This window comes from Ruegeria sp. BI11 (assembly GCF_056538005.1).
This window is the reverse complement of sequence record NZ_JBQFSM010000005.1, coordinates 284,112-307,955: the sequence shown is the minus strand read 5'-3', so window position 1 is coordinate 307,955 and position 23,844 is coordinate 284,112. Positions and strand designations below refer to the sequence as shown.

Sequence of the window (23,844 nt, the reverse complement as noted above, 5' to 3'; positions counted from 1 at the left end):
CCACCAAAAGTGTCGCGGGATGGAGCAGCCCGGTAGCTCGTCAGGCTCATAACCTGAAGGTCGTAGGTTCAAATCCTACTCCCGCAACCAATCTTTCCAGTAAGATATCAAGTACTTAGAGCCCCAACGGGCGCTTTCTGCGTTTAATGCCTTAGCGACTGGTGCTACAGCGGTGCTACAGCAGAGAGCAAACTACAGCTATCCTAGCGAACCCATTCTGATGCTTCGTGAAGCCGAATCTCTCCACCAAAATAACAACTCGCCTTCACCGCCAGTGCTGTCAGCACCGTCAGCCGAAAAGGACCGGGATGGCCGCAGCCGTTGAATGTTTGGTTAGCTTGCGTCGGGCGGGTGTTTGATGAAAGTTGGGAATCTAAACCTCACTTATTTGACCGGGTATATAATTGGATCACTTAGAGTATTTGTTCGAAGCTGATGAACACAGCCTTGCGTCTCTTATCGGCACGTCGGAAGATTTTTGGTTAGAGTTCAAAGAGAAGTCTGACGCCACCAAGGCAATCCTTGGCAAAGAAGATAAACGGAATCTCGGCAAGGAGCTATCTGCGTTTGCAAACGCGGATGGTGGTGTCCTCGTCTGGGGAGTTCGGACCAAGCAGCAAAGTCGTGAAGATGTTGCGGTTGAGCTGAAACCGATCGCAGACATAGATAAGTTCGTAAAGCAAATCAGAGCCGCTTGCAGCACTGTGATAAGACCGACCCTAACAGACTTGAAATTCCGTACGCTCAAGTGTGCCGATGACACAAACTCCGGCTATTTGCTGATCAAGATACCGCAGGCCAGAAACAAGCCGGTGATGTCGTACGCGCCGGATCACCAAAAGTACTTTCTTCGTACGATCGCAGGAACTACTCCGATGGATGACACTTTGGTTCGGCAAGCAATTCTCGCAGAACGCTCTGCGGAGTTAGAACTCACACTCCGGGTCGATCATCAATTTACAAACCAACCCGATCACTACAGCTGCCTTCTGAGGTTAGTTCTGGTAATATCAATGCGGAACATTTCAGCGGTTTCCGCAGTTGCTCCTTATATACGACTGTTTGGATGGTATCCTAGATTGCACCACAGCTCGCATGGATTTCATTGGCGGATAGATCCTGAAAAAACATTTTCGTTCTGCTCGGCATCGGCGGATACGCTGATCCACCCGGGCGACCATATGACCATGGGTGAACATCCCTTTGAGGTAATTGTGAATCTCAAAGCGCCTAAACAGTCAATTGACATACGGGCTATGTTTGATCCAGCTAGGCACGAGGACTGGCGTTTTGGTGGATCGATAAATAAACGCGACTTCTCCGCAAAAAATCCAATCAATGATCTTGATCTGACGTTTTTCTACGGAGCGCAAAACTGCCCTCAATCGACTATGACCGTGAAACTGAGCAAATCTTTCCTGATCGGGAAATGCGACGAGGCCGGTGTTCTGTGAAAACGGAAAAGACCCGCGCTAACATTTATCTACTGATGAAAAAATTGAGTGGCTGGCATTCAAACAAAAATTGTCAACGGCGGCATTCCATCCCGTGCAGCGGACAAGCAAAGCTCTCGGACAAAGCACAAACGAACATGCGCCCGACTGTTTAGGTCGAGCGCTTAATCCTTTGTTGGGGCCTGATTTCTCACCGATTGATCAGTTCAATCACCCGTATGCCTGCTTTGCCTTCCCGGCTGAACGCAATGTTCACCCCCTGACGCCGCAACACAGGCTGAACCCTGCGCAACGCTGCACCAAACCGCGCCTCAGACCGGGGAAAGCTTTGGCTGTCCTCTGTCATCGCCGGGAAGCGATCCCGCAAGGTTTGCTTCAACTCTGTTGCTGTGCCGCTCCAATGCTGACGCCCCTCCATCAGCGACAGAATTGCCAGCGCCACGGGGCTGGCCTCAACGGCGGCTTGATCGCTTTTGGCGCGATTGGACGCGTAGGAGTCCAGAAACGCGCCCTGAGTCCACCCAAGGGAATCTTCGGCAGCAACCACCCATTTAGCAAAATCCGCCATCCTAGGGGCTTCTAAGAGGCTCACAGAGTCAATCTGACCCAATGCGCAGGATACCGCGTCCAGAAGCGCACCCAGAATGTAGGGCTTGGCTTTGGCGAAGTCGCGATTAAACGCGCCCAAGGTTTTGCGCTTGCCGGGAGGAATGACCGGCAGGTGAATGCCAATGGCACGATCTGCCAGATCAGGCCGCGCCGCCAGATCAGGAATACCGTTGAGCAGGCAAGGCCGGGTGGCATTGAACAGAACCTCGTCGCTGTCGGTGTGCAGCTTGCGCGTGCCAAACCCTCCGCCTGTGGCAATCCGGCAGAAAGCATCTGCCATCATTGGACGGATGGTCGAGAGATTATCAAAACTCAGAACATGATTGTGCATCGCGGCAATTACCAAATCCTGCTCAGAATTGGGTGTGCTGCGGGTGCTTGGGCTGGCAGGGTCGATTAGATCACGCAGGGTTTGCGCGGTGGTGCTTTTGGCGCTGCCCTGTTCGCCTGACAGGATCAGAATGGGGTAGGGGCCTTTGGGGTGGAAACATCCCAGAACCCACGCCACCAACATGCGGAAATCATCCTCGCTGTCCACGTTCAGGAAGTCACGCAACAGGTCGATTCCGTGTTCATGCCGTTCCGGTACGGGCAACGCTTGCATGGCCGGTGAGCGCCGAAACCGTGCGGGTGGGTGGCTGACCACTTGCCAACCCTCAGAGGTGATCGCCACAGCCTGCCAGTCGGTGTTTCCGAGGTCGAGATAGACTGTGCGTCCGATTGAGGCGATGCGGCTGAACACGGGGTAGGTCTCGCCCTCGAACCGGGCTACCCCTTCCAGCATCCGGCGTTTGTCATCCAGCGCCGCATTAGAAGGCGCTTTGCCCTCGGCCTTGTAATGGGCATAGGCCAGATAGTTGCGGAAGGTCGATGATCCGATGGGCCAGTGTTCAAAGTGACCTTTGGCCCGTATCGTTACATAGGGCTCACCCTGCGGGGTGTTCCAAAGTTCGAGCCCATCCACGAGTGGCGCACCGTCGTCCTTACGTATAGGTGCGTCCGCGCCACTACGTATAGGTATCATATAAGGGTCGGGGCTATCCCTACGATACGTAGGGGGATGCGGGTCGTTCGCAGCAGTCGCAACCCTATTCGTCAGGTAAGCGGCGGTTGCATCCGGCAGATCACACGCCACGCTGTTGATCAGGGTATCTATCTCACCACGCCCCCAACCTGCGGCAATGGCATCGGCCACGTCCCAGCCCCTATGTATAGGTATAGTGATCAGACCCGCTGGGTCATGCGCTTGAATCAGCGCGTCGGTGATTGGCAGGCTCAGCGGCGTTGCCCTATGTAACGTTACGAGGTCTTCTGCCAGTTTAGCTGCATAGCTCTGCCCCGGTTCATCGTGATCAGGCCAGATGAAGACTGTACGACCCGCCAGCGGGGAGAGGTCCGTTTTTGCCAGCGCCTTGCTGCCGCCAAAGCTGGTAGATGCCAGATAGCCAAGGGCGGTCAGCGCATCGGCGCACTTCTCGCCCTCAACCCAGATCACCGGCTGATTGGGGTTTGCCTGGGCGATCCGGTCCAGTTGATAGATCGGACGGGATTGCGGCGCTTTCCACGTCTCTTTGGTCACATCATAAGGCAGGAAGAACTTGCCCTTACCGTTGCCTTCATAGCGATTGGCAACCAACACAGGCGCACCCGTTTTGTTGCGGTAGACATGCTGAGTGTCAGCCAAACCGGCTGACGGGTGGCGAAGATCGATCAGAGCGTTCATGCCGACACCCCCAGCCGCCGTGCAAGAGCACGTGCGGCCTGTCCCTGCTGTACCCCGATCAGATAGGCAAAGAGGCTGATGGCATCGCCGCCTTTGTCATCCGTGGCGAAGTCCGCCCAAAGCCCACTGTCGAGATTGATCCGAAACGAGCCCCGCGAGCGATCTGCACGGGTGGGGTTCAGCGCCACCCACTCGCGCCCGATGATCCGGCCATCGGGCAACCATTCAGCCAGTAGGCTGCGCAAATTGATCCGGGCCAGTTCCGCGATTGCGGCAAATTCGATGGGTTTCCAGTTACCAGTCATTTGCAACAACCTCCTGAAGACGCGCGATCTCAAACGCGTCCACGTCTCCGGCGCGATAGCGGACCAAGCGGCCAACTTTGACATAAGCCAGCGGGTAGCGCTTGGTGCAGCGCCATGTGGCAAGAGTGGTTGTGGACACGCCGAGACGTTCTGCGACTTGCTCGGGTTTGAGCAAGGTGTTTTGGCTTTGAATACTCATTGTTCATCACTCCGTTTCAAACTTCGAGTGATGAGAGAAGTAGCCAGAATCTTTCAGCAAATGCCAACAATCCCAATCGTAAGAATTGGGCGAAAAACCTGCCCCGGTTTTACGATGGTCCTACAATTGACCGCTTTCGCGTAGCTTGCGGATAGTGCTTGCGACCCGTTGGGATGTAATCTCCGAATCAATCCGAACGACTATCGGGTGCAGCAATGAAATAGTTGGCGAAAGGTTTTCTTGCACCTCTTTGAAATACATTCCTTCGGTGAAAGGAAGTTCCAAATGGGTTCGCCAGTGCGGAAGGATCGAAAGTAAGAAACGCTGCAAAGGGTGGTCCGAGCCAAGTTTGCGGGCTTGACTGCGACGCTTCCATTCCGCTGTGTCGAGGTGAAACTGTTCTTGCCCGGTGGGACCGCCTTCAATTTCGAACCAATTGTTGTAATCGGCCCGCTTAGGTTTGAAGTTGCGAGTGTCCTCTGAGCAAGCTTGTAGATCGATCAGAATATCGCGGAAAAATTGAAAGATGTTCCGATTTGTGCCGATCAGGGTAGGTAGGGACAGTCCGTCCCTGTTTGTGGCCAGTGCATGAAACTTTCTTATTCGATCTTCTAACTGGGCCTCTAGGTTTGGGTGTTCCTTTAGTTCCAACAAAGCTTCTTCAAGTTGTTCGGCTTTTGATGCCACTTTGGTCAGCGCTGTATTGTCCTGCTTCTCTGAGCGCTGCTCAAAGTGGTCAATCACGCCGGAGATATAGGCCTCTACCGCCTCTAGCAGGATCGCCCGCCCGCTTTCGATTGGCAGGCCAAAGGAGCGCGAAAACCCACCAACAACAACGTGAGGAATGATCAGGTCAAACTGGTCCTCTGTGTCCTCTGACAGATCAAAGGCAAGCGAGGGGCACGACGCGGCCAATAACTCATACTGGGTCGAGGTGTTCGAAGTGGGCAACATTTTAGCTCTTTAGAATCATGGGTGTGCAGCGTTTCCTTGTCTTGCATTCGGGCGAAGAAAGCTAGAGACAGTGCTGACAGTGCTGACAGTGCTGTCAGTTTTTCCAGAACCAGTTGTGGAACGAACAGTTTGAGCGAAAGAAACGAAATAACCAATTGGCTGGCTATTGAATGGCCGTTTAAGCTTAAAAATTGTAGAGCGCTTGGGCCGATTATTTCAGTGTTACTGACCGGGGTAGCTATTCTTTGGATAGCCATTAGCTGCGCTTTGCTTATTAAAGTCGCAGCAAGTGTGCTCTCATCTGGTGGGAATCCTGAGGAACTCAAGATCAATGGGGCCGCTTTGGTAGCTTTGGCTGGGTTTCCTTTGCTGATCTGGCGTTCGGTAATTGCGTCTCGCCAAGCGGACACAGGGCGGGAAGCGCTTTTCAATGAGAAGTTCAACGCGGCGCTCAATGATTTAGGCGCGCGTTATCAAGTCAGCAGAATAACACAAAAGGACGGGGAAGAAGTAGTCAACAATGTTTGGAGCGACGACCAATTAGCGCAAGCAAGGGGTATGGATCGCTTAGAAGCATTTGTGCTTGAGCGAGAGGATGTAGCTCCAAGAGTTGTGAGGATGCTAGCTGCATACATTAGAGCAAAGTGCTTTCTGTCTGGTGTGGCACCAACTGACGCTAGCGATGAAAACTACCGCCTGCGTTCGGACGTTCAACAAGCTATAACAACGATTGGCAATCTGCTGGACGTGGCTCAGAGATACGATATGCAGCTTCGGATCGATTTACGGAACTGCAATTTAGAAAATGTGAATTTTGAGACGGGATTTTTTCGTGGCGTGAATTTCGCGGGATCTAGGCTTCGAGGAGCTCGGATGATTAACGCGAATTTTCAAGGAGCCGTATTTTATGGATGCGACTTAAGCGGGACAGAAATAAGAAGTGTTGATATCAGAGGCGCTAATTTCAATTTCGCCAAATATGTTTCTAGCCCAGAGGGTGGAGTGCACTGGACGTGGTACGTCGAGAAGGGACGCATGTCAGGCGCGACGTTTGCGGGAGCCGACTTGTCCGGTCTTGGACACTTCGACTTCAGCGAGGGCTACGACCATATTTTCGCAACAAAGGACACAGTTTTTCCAATCAGTTCAGAACGGGAAGTCGACCGGGGGCTGATTGATAGGTGGGCAACACAATTGAAGCTGGATCAGACTGATCGTGCTCTTTCTGAGCGTGATTTGACGGAAATTGAGAGTTTGAAAGGAGCGTTCTATAGATACTGGTCACCATTTGACGCGTCCGACATGGCTACTGGTTGGTTTATTGAAGGGTTCAGGGATGGTTTGAATATGAATTATTGGCCTTATAGCAACTAACTACACTCACAGGCGTGAAAAAACTGGATACTCTTTTCAGGCTGCTGGATGAAAGGTTTTTGAAGACCTTCAAATTGTTGATTTTTGCTGATTCAATAAAAAAGCCGGTCTAGGTGCTTTCATAATTTCATTCAACCAAAGTAGAAAACATCAACTCTGTCGCCTTATCCACACTCTCTCTGACTGGATCAAGGTTCAAGCGCGCATAAATCGCAGTGGATTGCTGCGACCGATGCCCAAGTGACTTACCAATGATGTATCCATTGGCACCCGTCGCCGCCTGATAGCTGCCCAAGGTGCGGCGTAGATCGTGAATGCGCAGGTTTTCGATTCCAGCGTCTTTCAAAATACGGCTCCAAGCCTTTTTGGGATCAGCAAGATGGCCGTTCTTGCCTGAGCCTTCGAACACATAGGGGCTTTCCGATTTAAGTTTCCGCTCAATCAGCAGTTCGATTGCCTGTTGGGGTAGGTGAACCGTCAACGGGTCGGCGTTCTTGGTTTCTTCGATCCGCCATGTGGCCGCTTGGAAGTTTATATCTTTCCACATCATCGCCAACGTGTTTGACTTTCGAGCGCCCGTCAGCAGCGAAATCATGAAGAAATCCCGTGCGGCCTCATTTGGTTCATTCGCCAGCGCCTCAAAGAACCGTGGCAGTTCGTCGGGTTGCAAGAACCTGTCGCGGCTTTGTTCCCGAAACTTCTTGATGCCAATGGCAGGGTTCACGCCCTTCCAGCCCCATTCAATCGCCTTGTTGAAGATCGAGCGAATGCGTTCAAGCAAACGATTGGCCTGATAGAGTCCGTTTTCCTTGCCGATCTTTGCGTGAAGCCTTTCTACTTCGGCTCGGTCAATGCTGGAAATCTTGCGGCGAAACCAATGGGACAGATACTTGTTCACTTCCCGTTCGTCATACTGCCAAGATTTCTTGTGAACTTTGGAGTACTTGTCCATGTATTCTGCGAAAAGCGCCTCAAAGGTCATTTCATCTCGAACGGCCTTTTTGTCTTTCTGAGGGTTTGCACCTGACGCAATGCCGCCTTTGGCTCTTGCCGCTGACTTGCGGGCTTGTTCCACGGTCATGTCTGGAAACTTACCCAGAAGTAGCCGTTCTGGACGCCCTTCAATCCGTTTGTAGAGGTAAAAGCTCTTCGATCCTGCCGCCGTTACGGCCAATAGGAGGCCCGCTTCCCGTTCGTCGTAATAGTAGTCCCGCGAACCTTTCTTTGCGGCAGGTGCTTTTAGAAGGGCGGCTTTGGTGAAGTTCAAACGGTGACTGGCCACGGTGTTTCCTTGAATTGCCTTGGTGCTACCAAAAGTTGGCGGTGCTACACTGGTGCTACAGTAGGGAGCAAATTTGGACAATCTGTAGGTATCGTGAGATTGAACAAATTCCGATTAACATATTGAAAAATAGACAAAGAAATAAATTCAGCAAACTACGTCAATTATACAGCCATGAGGCTCATAACCTGAAGGTCGTAGGTTCAAATCCTACTCCCGCAACCACTTTTACCGAACCAGCCGCCGCAAGGCGGCTTTTGTCGTTCTGGGCCAGCCCAATCATTGCTGCCAGGGCACCCTCCAACTCGATCTGAACGCCCTCGTTGGTGTGCTCGACCGTGACACGTTCGATAAGGCCCCGGATGATCTCCAATGCCCCGGTGCGGATCGCCGAGTCCGATAGTGCCTGCGCCAGATCTGCGACCTTGGTGCGATAAAGTTCGGACAGATTTGGGTGCAGTCGCACCGGGGGCGGTGCGGGTTCGGAGAGTTTTGTGTCCAGATCGGCAATCTGCGCTTCGAGCTCTTCGAGCCTCGCTTGAAGTCCGGGGGTGCGAATGCCCTCAGCGATTGCGTCATAAAACCCATTCAGTTTGCGCGCAGCTTTGTCCCGCTCGGATTGCAGACGGGTCCGGGTTACCTCCGCTGTGCCTGCTTCTGCGTTGGCGGCTTCGTTGAAGGACTTGATGAAAGCGGCCACTGCGTCGGGCTGCATCAGACGCTGACGAAGCAAATCCAGAACGGCGTCCTCCAGAACATTGCGGCGAATGGATTGCTTATGGGAACAAGTACCGAGTTTGCGAGCGGCAGAGCAGGCGAGATAGTCGCGCCCGACAGTGGAGAGTGGTCCTCCGCAGGTGCCGCAGAATGCAAGACCTGTCAGAAGGTGCTTCTTGCGACGCTTCTCCCAAAACTTGGTCTCCTTGATGGCTTTGACGCGGGGATCAGCCTCGATCTCGCCTTGCCGCTGCTTGACCGCCTCCCAAAGTTCATCCCCGACAATCCGCAGCTCAGGGACCTCCGCGATGATCCATTTGGACGGATCGTTGAGACGGGAAACACGTCTGCCGGTCTCCGGGTCCTTGATGTAGCGCAGCCGGTTCCAAACCAGGCGGCCGATATAAAGCTCATTGTTGAGAAGGCCCGTCCCACGCACTCGGTGCCCTCGAATGGCAGTGTCACGCCATAACTTGCCACGAGGACCGGGAACACCTTCGGCGTTCAGGCGGCGCGCAATGGCTTTGGGAGAATGCCCCTCGGAGAACTCTTGAAGCACCCGCCGGATAATCTCAGCTTCCGCTGCGTTGATCATTCGTTCCCCCGTGACGGGTTGGTCGTCGGGCCCAAGACGCCGGACGACGTCGTATCCGTAGCTGTTGCCGCCGCCGGAACGGCCAAGCTCGACCCGCCCGCGAAGACCACGCCGGGTTTTGTCGGCCAGGTCTTTGAGGAACAGTTGGTTCATGGTGCCTTTGAGACCTACGTGCAATTCGCTGATCTCGCCCTCAGCCAGTGTCACTATGCCAACTCCTGCAAAGCTTAACCGTTTGAAGATCGCGGCGATGTCTGCCTGGTCTCGGCTCAAGCGGTCCAGCGCTTCCGCCAAAATCAGATCAACCTGTCCTTCCTGTGTTGCATGGAACAGCGCTTGCAGACCGGGGCGCAACATGGAGGCGCCGGAGACCGCACGATCAGAATAGGCGTCAATAACAGTCCAACTTTCCCGCTCAGCACGTTCCCGGCACAGTCGCATTTGGTCATCGATGGATGCGTCTCTCTGCATGTGGCTGGAGAAACGGGCATAGATTGCAACTCGGGTCATCGCCGGGCCTTTCTCTTCTGGTTGATCAGATCCGCATAGTCGCGGCCCGCTTCAATTGTCTGGGCGTGGATGTAGTGGCGCTCGGCGGTTCCGAAGCTCGTATGCGCAAGAATTGGTCGGATCAGCTTGGCGTGTTCCGGAGAGGAGCGGGCCAGGGTTGTCGCGGCAGCATCCCGAAAGAAATGCGGTGGAATACGGCGACCCGTCAGCTTCAGTGTCTGCTCCGCGATCCGGGGGCTCAGCGCGTCTTTCTTCAAAGGAGTGCCAGACCGGCCAACCCACAGGACATTGTGATGCTGTTGGCCACGCTCCATAAAAAAGGGACGGGCTTCGTTGATATAACGGCGCAAGAGCGGCTCAACGCTCTGGGGAACATCAGCTTCCCAGGGATGCCCTGATTTGGTGAGATCCCCGGGGAGCGCGACGGTCATCGTGTCTGCTGCGACATACAGGGATGTGCCAATCCGAAGGCCCGCGAAGGCGCGTCGCCGCATCGGCATCAAGGCCAACATCGCTATCATGGTGCCATCCCGCAGGCACATCATACTGCGTAGCGGTGTTGGCGCCGCTTCTGCATGACCCGTCGCCAGATTCAGCCCTGCACGGAATAGAACCTCGCTGGACAACACACGCTCAAGTTTGCGATCCCGATCACCCCGACCTGCTGCGCGCTTCAATCCCGTTTTTAGCTTTCGTTGACCAGACCAGTCCTGCGTCGGGTCCGCTGCGGATAGGATACGCAATACGCCATCAATAAACATTAACCGGGTCATCGGCCGGGTGTGTGAGAGGTCCTGAAGCCAAGCGGAAAGGCGCGGCAGGGTCGCGCGTCGCGCCGGAGGCAGTCTGATCGCCTCCGCATCGCTGTTAATCAGCCATTGCAGCCACCGGGCATAGCGCAACTCCAAAGTCTTCAACGAGGTCGCACGTAGGTGTGAGAGCGCGCCGCAATCGTCAAGCGGGCCACCTTCTGTCTGAAGGTTGAGCCACATATCCCGGTCTTGCGCGGGCCAACCAGACAGAGGCAGAACAAGGCTCATCAGCTACGCCCTTTCTTAGCGTCTATCAGGTCAGCAAAGGCACGTGTTGCCGACCGTGCCTCAAGACCGGAATACATGTTGATGGTGTGGCTGACCTCCGAATGCCCGAGCAACCGGCGCGCAACCTCGTAGCCGCCGGGATTGGCGTCGAGCCAGTTCATCACCGCGAAATGCCGAAATAGGTGGGCGTTCATCTCCAACCCCGTTTCTTTCCGGATCCGTTTGGAGATGCGTGTCGACAGAACACTGGGATCAACGGAATGCTGACCATCCCGGCGGGGAAAAAGCCAAGGCGTTCCCGCGGGGCAGAGCTCCGGACAGCGAGATTTGAGATGTCCGTCGATCATGCGCAATACATCACGCGGGACCTCGAACTCGACAGGTCGCTCATTTTTTGTCTCGCCGTCTTCCAGAACCAGGTAGGCTCGGCCATCACCGGGACGGTGCAGGTGGCGTTCCAGGTGGATGTCAGCCAGGTTCTTCACGCGAACTGGGCAGACCAGCAAGATGGCGATGGCGAGCGCATCTTCGCGTCCCAGAGCCCAGCCATACGGCTTAGACGTGCCGCGTGGTCGCGCGAAAATCCGTTCAGGCAGAAGCAGCAGGCGCTGCTGATGTCGGTCCTCCTGCAACACCCGCAGCCGGCTTCGGTTTTTTTGGGTCATGCCATTCTGAGGTTTGACGGCCAGGCGCGCGGCAAGCCCCGACAGCGCGTCCCGGGTGTCATCGGGTGCATTGAGTATCCGGGCCAAGTTGCGGAGCAGCGCGGAGATCTCGCTGATCATCTTTGTGGTCTGGTTGTTGGTGCGCGATAACATCTGGCGCAAACCCCTTTCAGCCATCGTTGGATTGATCAGGACGTCCAATCCGCCAATCTCCGCGATCGGGATACCAGAGTGAACGAGTTCGGAGGCAAACCGAACCAACTGTCTTTGGTATTGGGACAGAGTCGCGGGTCGGAGGGCCCTGTTCTGACCGTCATCTGCCAAGGGGTCTGGATTGGACAGACGATGTATCAGCTTTGCAAGAGCAGTTTGGAATGGCGCTGGAAACACGGTCACCGGAAAAGTGATGACTTTCTGACGCGTTTCCAGAGGCAGGTTGACCCTGGGCCATTCCGCAATTCGTCGGACCGCCAGGTTCCAGCCGTTGATAGCGGCACGATATGCAACCTCAGGAGATTTGCTGATCTCGTTATGCTCAAGCGCTACTCGATAGGCCTGAGCATGCTCTTTACACACATTGGCAGGTTTGACGCCCTGCCGGTTCAGATAATGCACGAAGCGGCAGAGTGCGGGTTGCAATGTCTTGTCACCGGACGCCAGAACAGCTGCCCAGAGCGCGTGCCAATCTGGAGACAGATCATCAATCCGGTTGAAGCGGCGTTCTACCAGCCCGAAATGCGCGAGCGCAGCCTTTGCATCACTGACCGCATTTTGCCAGCTCTTTGGTGTCAGACCAAGCGCAGCCGGTGAGACATTGGCCAAACGGGGCTGCAACCAGCGGCTGTCGCAGGGTACATCCTCAGGAGGTAGTCTAAGAGCTTTGGATGTACGGTTCAGGCCGGAGATCATATCTCGGCGGCGTCCATCTGTCAGAGAGCTATCGGAGCGCAGTTGGTCGATGAGCTCGGCAAACATCGGTGTGTCGGCTTTGACGAAGGCCAGCGTCAATGGAACGGGGCTCTGGCTAGTCATCGGGTTTACGTTCCTATGGACATGTCAGGTCTCGGGTGGACAGGTGAGGACAGGAGGTCCGATTCGGGAGAAGCGTAGCACAAAAAGTCCGCAACTTACGGGCAGGCCCTCTTCCCGAGAACTCTTTAAGCCGTTGATAAAAATGAACATTAATAGACGCGAGTTCCTACCAGCAATGTGTCTGCCGGTAGGCGGCATGAGCTGCCGGATCAATGCGGATGAGGCGTCCGCCGGGGCCCACCCGAATAACCTCAAGCAGGCCTGCCGCAATCGCACGGCGCACCGTCTTCTCGGAGCAATTGTCCAGTTCAGCGACGTCCTTCACCGTCAAAAGCTTGCGGGGTCGGCTCTTCTTGGCATTGATCTGTGGCATCCTGATGCGCCTCCTTTTGGTCAGAGGCGTTCCGGCCTAGTTCCCGTACTGCCTGGGCAGCCAACAATCGGACCAACTGGTCAATCGCTGTCTCAACCTGCCGGTGCGCGTGGTCGTCAGAAGGGGGTATGGCAGGAACGCGTGTCATGCCATGACCATGACAACGCGGGCTTGCTCATTCTAAGTGTATTGATTGGCCAATTCCGGCGACGCCCAACGCTCTTTGTCTTCACGCTCAAGCTTGCCGCGAAAATCGTCTATATCCACGCGGATCGTCTCACCGCTCAGGATTTGCCCCGGCTCGGTGATCATCTTCACGACAGCCTGGATAAAGTTGACGAGCGGACCTTGCCGTTGTCCTCCGGGGCGCCCGTCTGAGTATGTTGTATAGGTCAGAGGGCGACCGGCATCTTTCCAGATGTAACAGCAGCTCTCGACGATGTACTGACGGCGTTTGTCGCGCGAGAACCGCTTGTCTCGGGGCGACATCTCTGCAACTGCGCCGGGGGTCACAAGGATGTGCCGAATGTCATCTATGACATCCTGAGTAAGTGTCGTTGCGGTCTCAAGCTTGTCGAGGACTTGGGGAAGAAGGTCTGCGTCTTCTGGCGTAGAAGCGAAATAAGTCGAAAGCGAGCCTAACGCGTTCCGGAGTTCTTGTGGAGCAATGGAACTCTGTTTGGCTTTCCTCAACAGTTGCTTGAGGTACTTTTGACCTCGTTCAATCGCTTGCGAGCGACGGACCTCAGTCAGATTGATCGCGATGTCGTCATCGTTATTGAGGCAGTTCCCAAGAAGTACAGAAAGTTCGCGTGTGAGCGTAGTTGGCAGATCAAACTGCTCGCACAAGCCCCCGATCATGTCCTCGGAAAGAGCGCCGCGTTCTCCATAACTGTCGAGCTTCCATGACATCGAGCACTTGATCCCATCCATGTGCGGGTAGACGGAATAGTCACCTTCGGTATCTGCAACGTCTCGTTTGCCGTTCAGACCGCTGTCCGCGTTAGCGCTCATGTTATTCTCCGTTTGGTACACTCCGTAGTCGGGTCACACGTCCAATAGCCGACGCACATCACGGCAACACTGATTGCTGAGAAATCGTGCTAGTTGAGACGAGGCAACCGCTCCAAAAGTTGCACACAAATAAGAGAACGGAAAGAGAACTATTTAGTCCCGGGTCTGTGTCGAGCCGCTGACCCGAACCGCCTGCGCTATTGGTGGGCTGCGGCGCTTCGGGTCAGCTAAGGTTTGTACAACTTACGGCCGCGCGAAACACAAAGATCCCCCAAAAAAGCAGATCAATACACTTAGTCAGCAAGAGCGCAAAATCGGACGTTCCGGGCCGGGATGGGTCTCCCCGTCTCCGTTGCGTCCGGTTTATTCTTGCCGCTTTCCCTGGCAAACGATCAAAAAAAGCGGTGACCACGGTGTGTTCACGACCGGCCACCAATTGTGAACTATGGTTCGGGGACTACCCCATCCCGCACCGACGCGGCTCCTTCTGGCCCGGTGCAGAAACGCGACTACGGAACCCACCGGTCGACGTATGTCTTCAGACACTCGTCGGACCGGGGACCGCCGAGACCGTGCGCGGTCAGAGCGGGGCAGGAGAGAAGCCTGCGGGGAAGCGGCTGGCCTCCGACAAAAGGCATCGCGCGGATACGAACCTGAAGGCGAAGGGCCTTCTCCCGCAAGACCGGGGGGAAGGAGCGGGGGCCGGATATTGTCTGGACAGTTGGAGGTCTCAGAACTGAAAGCCTCTGCTGCCCTCTGCACATTTAGGGATGCTTGTGTCCTGCAACCTTTGTGAAATTTCCATTTGGTCGCGACATCCGTGTGACTCGTTTACTCCAACACCATCTGAATTTTAGTCGTTCGCTGAGTTGGTTGAGAAAATCGGCCATTTCGCTCTGTGTCAGTGACCTTTTGACCGTCTGGCTGCTGAGCCCTCTGACAAGGAGTGAGGCAAAAAAAAAATTTATTTGACATGCAGACATTATGTTTCATGCTTTAATTAGTCTTTTCTTCGGGTTGGGATTGCGAATGATGAAGTGGATGATGATAGCAGTCGGTCTATTGACCTCTTTCGCCACAAACTCTGTAGCCCAAACCGCTGATACAGTCTTATTGAATGGCAACATCTACACTATGGATGCATCACGGCCTGAGGCTGAAGCAGTTGCTATTATGGGAACGCAAATCTTCTACGTTGGTTCCGATGATGGAGTCCAATCCCTGATTGGAGAAGAAACAACGGTCATCGATCTTCAAGGACAAACGGTTCTGCCGGGCTTTGTCAGCGGCCACGAACACCTTGTTGCATCCGGGTGGACGCAATTGGGTGTCCAATTGGGCTCTGGTCAATCCAAAGAGGACTATCTCAAGTTAATTAAAGAGTATGCGGACGCCAATCCCGACGAGGAGTTTATCCGTGGCATTGGATGGAATGCGACTCTGATGGGCGGTGAGTTCACGGCTGCCGATTTGGATGCAATCGTTCCTGACAGACCCGTGTTCCTGCAAGATTACACCATTCATGACGCATGGCTGAACACCAAAGCTATGGAAATGGGAGGCGTGAACAAAGACACCCCCGACCCAGTTCCGGGTTTGATCTATTTTGTAAGAGATGGCGAGGGTAACCCAACGGGCTACGCGAAAGAATTTGCGTGGATGGGGGCCTATGTGGAATCTGGTGCATGGCAGCCGGATACGATGATCCCAGAGAGCCAAACAGAGCTTTATGATTTGGCCGCGAAATTTGGCTACACCACCTACATCAACCAAGGATTGGTAACACCAAATATCAAGTCTCAGGCGAAACACTACGATGACACCCGAGTGGCGCTGGACATCCTGCAAGCACAAGCTGACGAAGGCACACTCAAGCTTCGTACCTTGATGATGACCCTTGTCAAAGGCGACGATTTCGATGCGGACGACGCGGTTGCCAATACTTTGGAGCTGAAGTCTTCATTCGACAACGATGACGTTCGCGTGCTTGGAATTAAGATACACCCGGAAGGGGTTCACACAAGCCATGCATCCGTCATGCTTGAGCCGTGGCTGGACCTGCCCGAAAAAACGGCGGTGCGAGGTGTATCGGCTGCCCTTACCGATGAAGTCGTCCTCAAAGCAAATGCTGCCGGACTTGACGTCTCTGTGCATGTAGATGGCTCAAAAACCGTTCGCGAAACCGTTGACACTTTTGTCAACGCTAAGAACGCCGGATACACCGAAGCCCGCAATTCGCTTCAACACTTAGCTTTTGCGCATCCTGATGATATTGATCGCATCATTCAGCACAATATCCTGTCTAATATCACTCCGATTTGGGGCACGACTTGGAGCGGTGGGCTTGACGGTGCCTTGGAAATCATGGGCTTGGAGAGGACCGTTACCGAATTTCAACGCATCCGTACTTTGATGGACGCGGGCGCGCCGGTCAGTATAGGCGCAGACGTTCCCAGCACCGACCCTAGCCTCATGGGTGTATTAACCCTATGCGAAGCAGCCGTTACACGGCGCGATCCGTCTAATCCGGACGATGATCGTATCTTCCCGCCGGTGTATCAGGCTCTCACGCTCGACCAATGTATATACGCCGCGACGCTGGGTGGTGCATATGAAGCGAGGATGGAGGACAAGATCGGAAGCTTGGAGTTTGGCAAGTATGCTGACCTGGTTATTCTAGAAGATGACCTTTTCTCAGTGCTTCCTTCTGACATCGCGGATGTGAAGATAGTAGCCACGATGAAGGGCGGAGTATTCACACATGAAGATGGTCTTTGAAACGCGGCGAGTGGCGTGCGTCTGTAGAGTAGGCCAGCGCGATTAACCGGGCGGTAACGCGCCAAAATGGGAAACTTTAGAGCTCTGAAATGACAAGCAATCTGGCCGCTCTGATAGTTTTTGTATGTGCGTTCGCAGATGTGAATGCTGCTCAGGTGGAAGTTGCCCAAGGTTCGCCAGAACCTGCCGCTCAAACCTCTCCTTCAGGGGCGAAGCGTTTCGACATGTCTCGGCGAGCGCATGACTTTTCTGACGCTTCAAACTCCACTGCGCTGGATAAATCTATTCAGAAACAAGTAGCTGATAGCTGGCTTGATTTGAAGCCAACCCTGAAGTCACTGGAAACTCCATTTGAAACCCTACCGAATCCGTTGTTGAACGCAATGAGAATGCAAGTTCGTTGGCGAACGTCCGGAACCGCTACGCGCTCTGATCCTGATTTTATCAGAGAATATAACGCAGCCACTGGTGTTCTGGCGGCGTATGATGTCGACGTAGAAAAGCTGATGCATGAGCGTCGAAAGATCATTGCGCATAACAACTCAATCGGGCGCGGGCCAAACTTAGAAAAGCTGGGTACGGCGATCAAGCTGCCTGGGTACATAGTGCCGCTTACACTCAGTGGACGAGTTGTCACTGAGTTCCTATTTGTCCCGGTCGCTGGATCTTGCGTTCACACACCTTCGCAGCCGCCGAACCAGATCATTCATGTTGATTACCCCAGTGGCGTTGAATTTAAGTCGATTTTCGAAGCATTTTGGATCGAAGGGGAACTGTTAGCTGAAAGCAGGGTTAGCGACGTTGTATTCTACGACGGCCAGTCAAACGTGGAATCCGCTTACAAACTTAACGCGAGTTTTGTTGAGGTATTCACCTATTGATCTCGAGACGCTCATTCGTCCTAGGCTTAGGACGTTAGGTAACAATTTTGGGGTTGTGAAAGTGTCGGCGCACTCCGCTGGCCTCTTTGTGGAATAGTGGGTTGCAAGCACCGTGAATGTAGACGCCTACTTAATGATTATTCTTTCTAACTGACTAATTTGGAAAGTTTTTCTAACTTCATGATGCATGATATACTGGCCAGACTTCGTTATGAATATGAACCGGAAACATCGGGGAGTGAGGGAGTCCACAGCTTACCTTAAGTTCGTTGCAAATGTTCTATCAAAACAGATGATTTTTAGAACTTTACAAAGTGACAGATAGCACTTCGTTGGCTATCAATTTAGGATCATCCAGCATCAAATCTACCGCGTATTTTTGGGAATAGACAGATGGGTGTCGACAACACTTGGTTACGACATTTTGCCCAAATGCTCGCGGAGCGTGTGGAAGAAATAAGTGAATTTGAGGAAGTCTTAAAAAACTCAGGTTTGACGCGAGCCGACTTGAAAGAGTCCACCAGAGAGATTGACCCATTTAAGGAGGGTCAATTTATTCGTTTGGCTTGTGATCAGGTAAGAGATCGGGCCTTCGCTACAATAGCCGGTTTGGCATTTAACACACCTCGCGACATAGTTTGGTATATCTCGAAGTATTCACAAAATCTCAAAGAAGCTATCGTAAATGCTTCACTTTACGGTGCTTTAGTCGATGAGAGCATTGAATACAGTCTTGTCGAGTCAGCAAAGCACGCATCGTTGAGGATGCAAGTTGTTGATGGTGAGCTCAGCAGGTATCATCGACGTACCGAGTTTCTCTTGTTCTCGACAATTTCATTGATGCGCATTGTTACGAATACTCAACTCCACCCTCTGGAAGTTCGGTTCAAACATTCAGTTAAGTCTTCAGCATCCGCAATGAAAAAGGTGGCGGGCTGCACGATATCCTTTGGCTCCAATGAAAATGAAATCATCCTATCGCTTGCGTCGCTCGATCTCCCAGTCCCAAGCTATGACCCGGCACTCAGAAACCATCTGACCGACTACGGGAATAGCCTTTTGAGAGCACGTGTCGTGCACTCATCTGGGATAAGCAGTAAGGTTGAAGTTCAGATATTGAACGAACTCCCGGGACGAATTTTGAGCGTACAAGAGGTTGCGACAAACCTAGGGCTCAGCACGCGTTCGCTTTCGCGGCGCCTCAATGAGGAAGGCCTTAGTTTTCGTGACATTGTAAAAAACATCAGGTGCGATCTTGCGAAAACGTATCTGAAGGACGGGTTCGGCATAGGAGAAGTTGCATTCTACCTAGATTTTGCCGACCAGCCTGCATTCTCCACTGCATTCAAGCGTTGGACGGGTCTAACTCCGCGTGAATTTCAAAGCCAAAGCTGAGTCCACTCAACGCTCTAACTTCCGCGTGAACTGTTTAACCTCTCCTGAGATACGTCACTGTAATATTAGTGCGCTACGGTAGAAACTTGGGTGACTACGCAATCTGCAATCCGAGGCGCTTTCCACAATACAAGCTCGTTTTTCTTGCCTTTATCAAGAACCATTGCGACCGCCCTTCTGGGGACTCTGGTTTCAAGAATAATCGGCGTTTTCGCCGACAATCCATTACATCCAATGGCATAGTCCACTGCCAAACCAAAGTTTGTGGTCCAAGACAATCCAACTTCTTTTCCCAAACTTTGACCACGATAAACGGAGACTTCTTTGGGAAGCTGATACCACTCTGCTGTTGGAACCCAACGTGACTTCCGCTTTTCTGCGTCCATTGCGTGAACAAACATGGTGTGGTCAATTTTTTCGAACCCACCCCATAAACCCCGTAATAAAGGCCAGAAATCTGCGCTTGAGATTTCATTTTCCAGCAGCATTTCGACAACTGCATCTGCCCGTTTATCGGCTTCGTAATGTCGGTTCAAATGCATGTTGATTACTTCGACGGCACTGACTGCTTCGGTCTTCATGACTGACGCTCCAATTCTATCTCTGTAACTTGCAAACATCTTGTTTGATTTGTCATTCAATATTGGGTGGGATTGTCGATTCACTCGTTTGAACTTCCGCCAAAAGTTTTCTTTTTTCGGCCAAAGGGAAGCGAAACTGTTCAAATTCATGAGTGACCGAGGCTTGGCTACTGTAGATTCTTCCCAACCATGATTTAGGATTTTGGCCAGATACTCTTTGCTTGCAGCACTAAAAACTGAGACCAAGACCTATAGAAAACCCGTCAAAGTTTTCTGCAACAACACCGTTCAGCATTATTCGCCCAGCTTTGACCGCAGGGACACCAATTCGACTTGTGTCAAACTCGACACCAACGCCTGCGGTTGCCAGCCAATCCGTATTGAGAACGTCAGCGGCATCTCCGTGGTAATACACCACGCCGGCATCCAGCACGAGCTGGGTCGACAGATTGAAGAATTTCACATTTTTCAACGGGTAGCGATGGCGCGAAAAAAATGTTGTTTGATTGGAATTTGCTTTGGCGTCCCCAGCTTGTGGTTCGTCAATTGGATGAAATTCAAGAAATGTTTGGCGTAATCGGTATTCAGCCTGCCAGGATCCATATCCGGCTTCCCGATAGACTCCGACAGATGCTCCGACGCCTAGCGCATTCAAATCGCCATCAATTGGTTCAGTTGATCCTGAACTGACAGGAAAAATTGGAAAATCTATGATCGAAGCATCTGCTGTCACGTGGCCGAGCGATAAGTGACCGATAGGGCGAATGTGCCAGCCATTGCCCAAAGGAAATTCCCAGCCTATTCCGAGGGTTGCTGCAACACTCGCCCAAGTCACGTCCACGTCAACGGTGGGTGAGATTTCAGGGAAGAAGATGACTGGGTTGTAAACTTGGTAAGCCACGAGCCCTTCAAGATAGAAACCGTTTTCAAGAGGACGAAAACCACTCCGGAGCTGAGTTGATCGCAGACTGTTTGTGTCGCCTGATGCCCTTAAAAAGGAAAAAGAAGACAGTGTCTCATTTGGCGTTGCGGCAATACTTAAAACCGAGAGCGCCGCACGTGCGGCTGCCTCAGACGCATCCGGATCAACAGTTTGCGCTTTCGAAGCAGGTGCATAACCTAAAATCCCAATTAACAAACAAGTTTGGGTCGCGGTCTTTACCAGCTGATCAAATACTTGGCGCACTTCACACTTCCATGCGCTCCTTTTAGAATGTGTATGCACGAGTTGCATCGTCGGCAATGAATGCCTTGATCGGAGCGATAAGGCTGCATCTATTCACGAGTGATGTCTCGACATTCAAAAAGCGACTATGAAACAAATGGAGATTTCCTAGTAGCAATTTTGACATCAAACTAGACCAGACCCTGTCAGAAAATATTTGACTGCATCAACTATGAACGCCAATCCCAGGATGCCAAACAAAAGCGGGACAAGCCAAGACGCAGTGGTGCTGATAAACCGATTTAGCGCTTTCAGTTTTTCCACGACTGACTTTCCCATAAGAGCATACGCGAGCGGAATCAGAACGAACGGAAGCGCATACAGGAGGTTGTAGATCAGCAAGCCTAGGGGTTTGGATTGCACGTTAAATCGAAACATCTCATTGATGAAGCCGAAGTAAGGTACGGCAAATGGCATACCTACGACACAAAGTGTTATCCCCATCATGAATGATGGAAGCACACCTTCTTTCTGCTCATTTAATTCAGATCTGGTGGATTGTTTTTCCATTTCGGCACCTGTGCTCATCCTCACAGCGAAACCCAGCAAAACCAAACCGAGAAAAAAGCCAATTAGGAAATTGATGCGCGTCGGGTCCACGAACCCTTTGACGATAAAATCAACTAGCGGATTTAGTAGTTCCGCAAGTCCGTAGACGATCAAAATTCCCATCACAAAGTAGGCAATGGTATGGCCTAGGAGAAGCGCGCAGCATTTTGCAATCGGACGGTTCCCTGTAAGAGCAAAAGCGGTTGCGGCGAGTAGGACAGGGCTGACGACGTCAACCAACAAAATAGGTATTCCCACTGCCCAAATACCGCTCATTCCCTGAGCCCCACAGTCACATCATTTGATTTCTTGGACATCCAGTTACGCCCTCTGCTTAGCTTTCAAAGGAGCCAAAAGCGAACGATTCTTCTCACCGCTGAGGCTCTCCATTGAATTATGCAGGTCGTGTCGGTGTCCATAAGATGCCGCGATCCGAAACTCTCTTTTGCAGAAAATCAACCTAAAGACACCAAGCCAATTGTTACAAATTTCAGGGCTTGAACGAAGCATTCGCCACGTCTCCAAATACCCCGGACAGAGTTTCACCAGATCGAGATTGTGAAATTACCAAGAGTTCGTTTTCAACCATCGCATCGAAAGTGAGGTCGTGCCGCCAACCTGAATGCAAGACATTCACTGTCGTGGTAATGTCGTAGTCCGAAATCGTCTTGAGCTCAGAGGCCGCCAGAATTTCGGGTGCGCGATCACCACTGTGAAAGCGAATGGCTGCAACTTCGATTGCAAGCAGGACAGTGAGTGTCTCACCCTCCTGCAAATTGGCAGAAATCGACGGCGCCATTTCTTGGGCGAGTCTGTTCCGGGACCTAACGGACCACGCGTGATACGATACACCGGGTCTTTTGATATATGGTCTCGCTTGGACTAGACCCGATGTCCGCGCTGCCAGATCTGCCGTGAAGGCTATCTTCGCTTCCGGGTGGCGTTCAAAAAGCATTGCCCATTGCATTGGGTTACCGCATGCAATCGACTGTCCAGCCATGCCAACCATCAATCCGGCGGTGAGCAGAGCTCTACGAGCAAATCTCATAACAGTTCTCCTTTCGGAGTTGGTATATCGTAGAAGGGACCCGTTACTGCTTCGCGTGATCCCACGTTACATTGCCGTCCATTATGGTGTAGAGGACTTCGACCTCTGAGATGTCATTTGGGTCAATCTCAAAGAGGTTTTCGGCCAACACGACCAGATCGGCCCGTTTGCCTACTTCCAGACTGCCGATCTCATCGCCCATGCCCATACCACGTGCTGCATTTATCGTGTGGGCGTAGAGCGCTTGATCTACGGTCAGTCTTGCTTCTTCACCGCCGAGTGGGGGGACATCCTTGCGTCCATCGAGCTGTCGGAGAACAGCCGCTTCGATGGCCGAAAGCGGCCGATACTCGGAAACATAACCAGATACGGGCCAGTCAGAACCCAGCGAAAAGGATCCGCCCGCGGCCATTACACTTGTTGCTGGGAATGCCTTGTCCCGTCGTTCCTCGCCCACACGGGCCAGCGCGATGGATTGCATCAGTGGGTCCAAGCTCATCCAAGCGCCAGATGAGTCGTATGTGACCCCTAGTTGTCCAAAACGCGCATAGTCATCGGGATGAACATAAACGCCGTGTGTGATCTTGTGGCTGCGTTCGCGCGGCGGGTTGATCTCTATAGCTGTCTCAATGGCATCCAGAAGCTTGCGCACCGAAAGGTCGCCGAAACAATGGCAAGTCACGTCAATCCCCGCGGCGTCTGCACGCACCACTGCATCTTCTACAACGTCGTAGGGGATTATGGGTTCTGGAACTCTGTCTGGTTCGTCGACATATGGATCGATCATAAGCGCGGTCCACTTGTCGTCACCGCCGTCGATGTTGATCTTTAGGTATTTTGCCCGCACGAGGTCGGAGTTGTAGTTCTCGCGTAACTCCATCGTGCCTGGCAAAGGGTCAATCGACCCATCATTCCAGTAATAAGACCCAACTACGCGAATTGGCAGTTTTCCCTCTTGCTCAAAGGCCTGCAACATCTGGAAGCCTTCGTTCTGCCCAAGGCCCTGAATACCATGATCATGGACGGCCGTGATGCCTGCGGATGCAAAACGGCCCATCCACATTTCTACGCCTTCGGCAATAAATTCCGGATTAATATCGAGAAGCGCAGACAGAACTTGCAACTGAGCCGGGACCTCGACGATCCAGCCAGTGGGGTTACCGTCGTCATCACGTTCAAAGAATGCAAAACCCGGAACAGTGTCGGGCGTGTCCTTATTGACCCCAGCCATTTCCAGAGCCTTGGAGTTTACCCAAGCTGCATGCCCGTCAATTGCCCAGAAGAACATAGGCCGCTCGGATTCAATTTCGTCCAGCATTGCAGCTGTTGGGTTGCCATCCGTCCAAGGGTTAAATCGGACCCCAAAGCCAAGGATCAGCTCGTCGTCATTGGTCTCTACCTCCTTTCGGATACGCGCGAACAGTTCGTCCTTATCGTCGGTCTGTAGATCAACGCCCAACATGATCAGCCCACCCGCAGCGGCGTGTATATGGCCATCCACGAACCCTGGCAGCACCATAGCCCCGCCTAGGTCGATAACT

The 23,844-nt window shown here is 52.8% G+C and carries 20 protein-coding genes and 1 tRNA gene; 6 read left to right on the top strand and 15 right to left on the bottom strand.

Features of this window, described 5'->3' with window-relative positions:
• Positions 1-13 precede the first annotated feature (13 nt).
• Positions 14-90 (top strand) — tRNA-Met (locus ACR0DT_RS13815).
• Between the two features lie 314 nt (positions 91-404).
• On the top strand, positions 405-1,454 hold the full coding sequence (locus ACR0DT_RS13810) for an AlbA family DNA-binding domain-containing protein (protein ID WP_480711297.1): 1,050 nt from the start codon (positions 405-407) through the stop codon (positions 1,452-1,454).
• A 190-nt stretch (positions 1,455-1,644) separates the two neighbouring features.
• Here ACR0DT_RS13810 and ACR0DT_RS13805 read toward each other — a convergent pair whose 3' ends face one another.
• The 4 genes from ACR0DT_RS13805 to ACR0DT_RS13790 all read right to left on the bottom strand — a co-directional run bounded on the left by ACR0DT_RS13805 (position 1,645) and on the right by ACR0DT_RS13790 (position 5,244).
• Positions 1,645-3,786, bottom strand: a complete 2,142-nt coding sequence (locus ACR0DT_RS13805; RefSeq protein WP_480711296.1) for a hypothetical protein — start codon at positions 3,784-3,786, stop codon at positions 1,645-1,647.
• Positions 3,783-4,091 (bottom strand): hypothetical protein, encoded by a 309-nt coding sequence (locus ACR0DT_RS13800; protein WP_480711295.1) that lies wholly within the window; start codon positions 4,089-4,091, stop codon positions 3,783-3,785. Before ACR0DT_RS13800 ends, ACR0DT_RS13805 begins: the two co-directional genes overlap by 4 nt.
• On the bottom strand, positions 4,081-4,290 hold the full coding sequence (locus ACR0DT_RS13795) for a helix-turn-helix transcriptional regulator (protein ID WP_480711294.1): 210 nt from the start codon (positions 4,288-4,290) through the stop codon (positions 4,081-4,083). The genes ACR0DT_RS13800 and ACR0DT_RS13795 overlap by 11 nt, the downstream gene beginning before the upstream one ends.
• A gap of 120 nt (positions 4,291-4,410) precedes the next feature.
• The gene (locus tag ACR0DT_RS13790) at positions 4,411-5,244 is read right to left on the bottom strand and encodes a hypothetical protein (RefSeq protein WP_480711293.1); all 834 of its coding nucleotides are present in this window, start codon (positions 5,242-5,244) and stop codon (positions 4,411-4,413) included.
• Positions 5,245-5,373: 129 nt separating this feature from the next.
• On the opposite strand from ACR0DT_RS13790, the gene ACR0DT_RS13785 reads away from it, so the two are divergent.
• The gene (locus tag ACR0DT_RS13785; RefSeq protein WP_480711292.1) at positions 5,374-6,618 is read left to right on the top strand and encodes a pentapeptide repeat-containing protein; all 1,245 of its coding nucleotides are present in this window, start codon (positions 5,374-5,376) and stop codon (positions 6,616-6,618) included.
• Positions 6,619-6,745: 127 nt separating this feature from the next.
• On the opposite strand, the gene ACR0DT_RS13780 is transcribed toward ACR0DT_RS13785, so the two are convergent.
• The 6 genes from ACR0DT_RS13780 to ACR0DT_RS13755 all read right to left on the bottom strand — a co-directional run bounded on the left by ACR0DT_RS13780 (position 6,746) and on the right by ACR0DT_RS13755 (position 13,846).
• Positions 6,746-7,900, bottom strand: coding sequence for a tyrosine-type recombinase/integrase (locus ACR0DT_RS13780; RefSeq protein WP_480711291.1), 1,155 nt, complete (start codon positions 7,898-7,900; stop codon positions 6,746-6,748).
• A 181-nt stretch (positions 7,901-8,081) separates the two neighbouring features.
• Positions 8,082-9,722, bottom strand: coding sequence for a recombinase family protein (locus tag ACR0DT_RS13775; protein WP_480711290.1), 1,641 nt, complete (start codon positions 9,720-9,722; stop codon positions 8,082-8,084).
• Complete coding sequence (locus ACR0DT_RS13770) at positions 9,719-10,762, bottom strand: tyrosine-type recombinase/integrase (protein WP_480711289.1); 1,044 nt, start codon at positions 10,760-10,762, stop codon at positions 9,719-9,721. Before ACR0DT_RS13770 ends, ACR0DT_RS13775 begins: the two co-directional genes overlap by 4 nt.
• Positions 10,762-12,459: a tyrosine-type recombinase/integrase gene (locus ACR0DT_RS13765; protein WP_480711288.1), complete on the bottom strand. Its 1,698-nt coding sequence runs from the start codon at positions 12,457-12,459 to the stop codon at positions 10,762-10,764. Before ACR0DT_RS13765 ends, ACR0DT_RS13770 begins: the two co-directional genes overlap by 1 nt.
• Positions 12,460-12,625: 166 nt before the next feature.
• Positions 12,626-12,832, bottom strand: a complete 207-nt coding sequence (locus tag ACR0DT_RS13760; RefSeq protein ID WP_170782160.1) for a helix-turn-helix domain-containing protein — start codon at positions 12,830-12,832, stop codon at positions 12,626-12,628.
• A gap of 180 nt (positions 12,833-13,012) precedes the next feature.
• The gene (locus tag ACR0DT_RS13755; protein ID WP_480711287.1) at positions 13,013-13,846 is read right to left on the bottom strand and encodes a hypothetical protein; all 834 of its coding nucleotides are present in this window, start codon (positions 13,844-13,846) and stop codon (positions 13,013-13,015) included.
• A 1,029-nt stretch (positions 13,847-14,875) separates the two neighbouring features.
• On the opposite strand from ACR0DT_RS13755, the gene ACR0DT_RS13750 reads away from it, so the two are divergent.
• The 3 genes from ACR0DT_RS13750 (at position 14,876) to ACR0DT_RS13740 (ending at position 18,900) form a co-directional block, all read left to right on the top strand.
• Entirely contained in the window at positions 14,876-16,624 is a 1,749-nt protein-coding gene (locus tag ACR0DT_RS13750; protein WP_480711286.1) for an amidohydrolase, read from the top strand.
• Positions 16,625-16,713: 89 nt separating this feature from the next.
• Positions 16,714-17,505, top strand: coding sequence for a DUF3299 domain-containing protein (locus tag ACR0DT_RS13745; protein ID WP_480711285.1), 792 nt, complete (start codon positions 16,714-16,716; stop codon positions 17,503-17,505).
• Positions 17,506-17,898: 393 nt separating this feature from the next.
• On the top strand, positions 17,899-18,900 hold the full coding sequence (locus ACR0DT_RS13740; protein WP_480711284.1) for an AraC family transcriptional regulator: 1,002 nt from the start codon (positions 17,899-17,901) through the stop codon (positions 18,898-18,900).
• Between the two features lie 65 nt (positions 18,901-18,965).
• On the opposite strand, the gene ACR0DT_RS13735 is transcribed toward ACR0DT_RS13740, so the two are convergent.
• The 5 genes from ACR0DT_RS13735 to ACR0DT_RS13715 form a co-directional block, all read right to left on the bottom strand.
• Positions 18,966-19,481: a hypothetical protein gene (locus ACR0DT_RS13735; protein ID WP_480711283.1), complete on the bottom strand. Its 516-nt coding sequence runs from the start codon at positions 19,479-19,481 to the stop codon at positions 18,966-18,968.
• 229 nt (positions 19,482-19,710) lie between these two features.
• Positions 19,711-20,667, bottom strand: a complete 957-nt coding sequence (locus ACR0DT_RS13730; RefSeq protein WP_480711282.1) for an autotransporter domain-containing protein — start codon at positions 20,665-20,667, stop codon at positions 19,711-19,713.
• A gap of 165 nt (positions 20,668-20,832) precedes the next feature.
• The gene (locus tag ACR0DT_RS13725) at positions 20,833-21,531 is read right to left on the bottom strand and encodes a GAP family protein (RefSeq protein WP_480711281.1); all 699 of its coding nucleotides are present in this window, start codon (positions 21,529-21,531) and stop codon (positions 20,833-20,835) included.
• A gap of 214 nt (positions 21,532-21,745) precedes the next feature.
• On the bottom strand, positions 21,746-22,303 hold the full coding sequence (locus tag ACR0DT_RS13720; RefSeq protein WP_480711280.1) for a hypothetical protein: 558 nt from the start codon (positions 22,301-22,303) through the stop codon (positions 21,746-21,748).
• A 43-nt stretch (positions 22,304-22,346) separates the two neighbouring features.
• Complete coding sequence (locus ACR0DT_RS13715; RefSeq protein WP_480711304.1) at positions 22,347-23,840, bottom strand: amidohydrolase; 1,494 nt, start codon at positions 23,838-23,840, stop codon at positions 22,347-22,349.
• Positions 23,841-23,844 lie beyond the last annotated feature (4 nt).

Coding starts and splice junctions, on each gene's coding strand:
- ACR0DT_RS13805 (WP_480711296.1), bottom strand. CDS start 3,786: ATGAACGCTCTGATCGATCTTCGCCACCCGTCAGCCGGTTTGGCTGAC.
- ACR0DT_RS13800 (WP_480711295.1), bottom strand. CDS start 4,091: ATGACTGGTAACTGGAAACCCATCGAATTTGCCGCAATCGCGGAACTG.
- ACR0DT_RS13795 (WP_480711294.1), bottom strand. CDS start 4,290: ATGAGTATTCAAAGCCAAAACACCTTGCTCAAACCCGAGCAAGTCGCA.
- ACR0DT_RS13790 (WP_480711293.1), bottom strand. CDS start 5,244: ATGTTGCCCACTTCGAACACCTCGACCCAGTATGAGTTATTGGCCGCG.
- ACR0DT_RS13775 (WP_480711290.1), bottom strand. CDS start 9,722: ATGACCCGAGTTGCAATCTATGCCCGTTTCTCCAGCCACATGCAGAGA.
- ACR0DT_RS13770 (WP_480711289.1), bottom strand. CDS start 10,762: ATGAGCCTTGTTCTGCCTCTGTCTGGTTGGCCCGCGCAAGACCGGGAT.
- ACR0DT_RS13765 (WP_480711288.1), bottom strand. CDS start 12,459: ATGACTAGCCAGAGCCCCGTTCCATTGACGCTGGCCTTCGTCAAAGCC.
- ACR0DT_RS13760 (WP_170782160.1), bottom strand. CDS start 12,832: ATGCCACAGATCAATGCCAAGAAGAGCCGACCCCGCAAGCTTTTGACG.
- ACR0DT_RS13755 (WP_480711287.1), bottom strand. CDS start 13,846: ATGAGCGCTAACGCGGACAGCGGTCTGAACGGCAAACGAGACGTTGCA.
- ACR0DT_RS13750 (WP_480711286.1), top strand. CDS start 14,876: ATGATGAAGTGGATGATGATAGCAGTCGGTCTATTGACCTCTTTCGCC.
- ACR0DT_RS13745 (WP_480711285.1), top strand. CDS start 16,714: ATGACAAGCAATCTGGCCGCTCTGATAGTTTTTGTATGTGCGTTCGCA.
- ACR0DT_RS13740 (WP_480711284.1), top strand. CDS start 17,899: ATGGGTGTCGACAACACTTGGTTACGACATTTTGCCCAAATGCTCGCG.
- ACR0DT_RS13735 (WP_480711283.1), bottom strand. CDS start 19,481: ATGAAGACCGAAGCAGTCAGTGCCGTCGAAGTAATCAACATGCATTTG.
- ACR0DT_RS13725 (WP_480711281.1), bottom strand. CDS start 21,531: ATGAGCGGTATTTGGGCAGTGGGAATACCTATTTTGTTGGTTGACGTC.
- ACR0DT_RS13720 (WP_480711280.1), bottom strand. CDS start 22,303: ATGAGATTTGCTCGTAGAGCTCTGCTCACCGCCGGATTGATGGTTGGC.